Below are 645 nucleotides of genomic sequence, written 5' to 3'. Positions count from 1 at the left end.
GCAACCCGCTACGACAGGTGCCCGAAGGGCTTCCTGTCAGCAATCGCCCTTGAAGCACTCGTTATCTATTGGCTATGAGTCCTGACCCTAGTCGTCTCGGCGTGGCTACTCCTTGGACACCTCAACAACATTTCGTCCATTTCTTAGAATGTTTGTCGTTCCGTCTGGTCCATTTTTGATCCATTGGCGCTCCCGATCATCAAAAAATCTTCCCGGCACTTTGCGAAGGCAACCCACTTAAATCACTGCTTTCGCGCATCGTGCACGGACATAATTTGATAAGGGCTTAAGCCTTTGTTCTGGCGCTTGCCGTTGATCTGAAAGCCATTGAACCAGCGCCCTTCGTCTTGCGACTTCTTCACGAATTTCTTGCCACAATGATGAGCGATTATTCCAAGATTTTTTTGTTGTTGAGTTGGAGAAAGGCGACAATTTCCTCTTGTCACAACCCCACTATACTTGCGGTGAGTACACGTGAAAAAGCCTGCAGCAACGACCAGCAAGGTTTGTTTGGATTTCGCGTTCGAGCCAAAGTATTTTGAGATCACTTGCTACTAGGCTCGGGACCCATTGATTTCCGCTTGGCCGCGTGATTCACGGTTCGGAAAACGAGTGGTGAACATGTCTGATCTTTACTGGCTAACG

Annotated in this window: 1 protein-coding gene; it reads right to left on the bottom strand. The window is 48.7% G+C overall.

What is annotated here, in order from left to right; all coding sequences use genetic code 11:
- Positions 1–242: 242 nt before the first annotated feature.
- On the bottom strand, positions 243–548 hold the full coding sequence (locus ACR0CG_RS24055) for a hypothetical protein (protein ID WP_480528036.1): 306 nt from the start codon (positions 546–548) through the stop codon (positions 243–245).
- Positions 549–645 lie beyond the last annotated feature (97 nt).

This window comes from Ruegeria sp. AB8 (assembly GCF_056542605.1).
The sequence above is the reverse complement of the archived record's forward strand: the minus strand, read 5'-3'. Positions and strand labels throughout refer to the sequence as shown.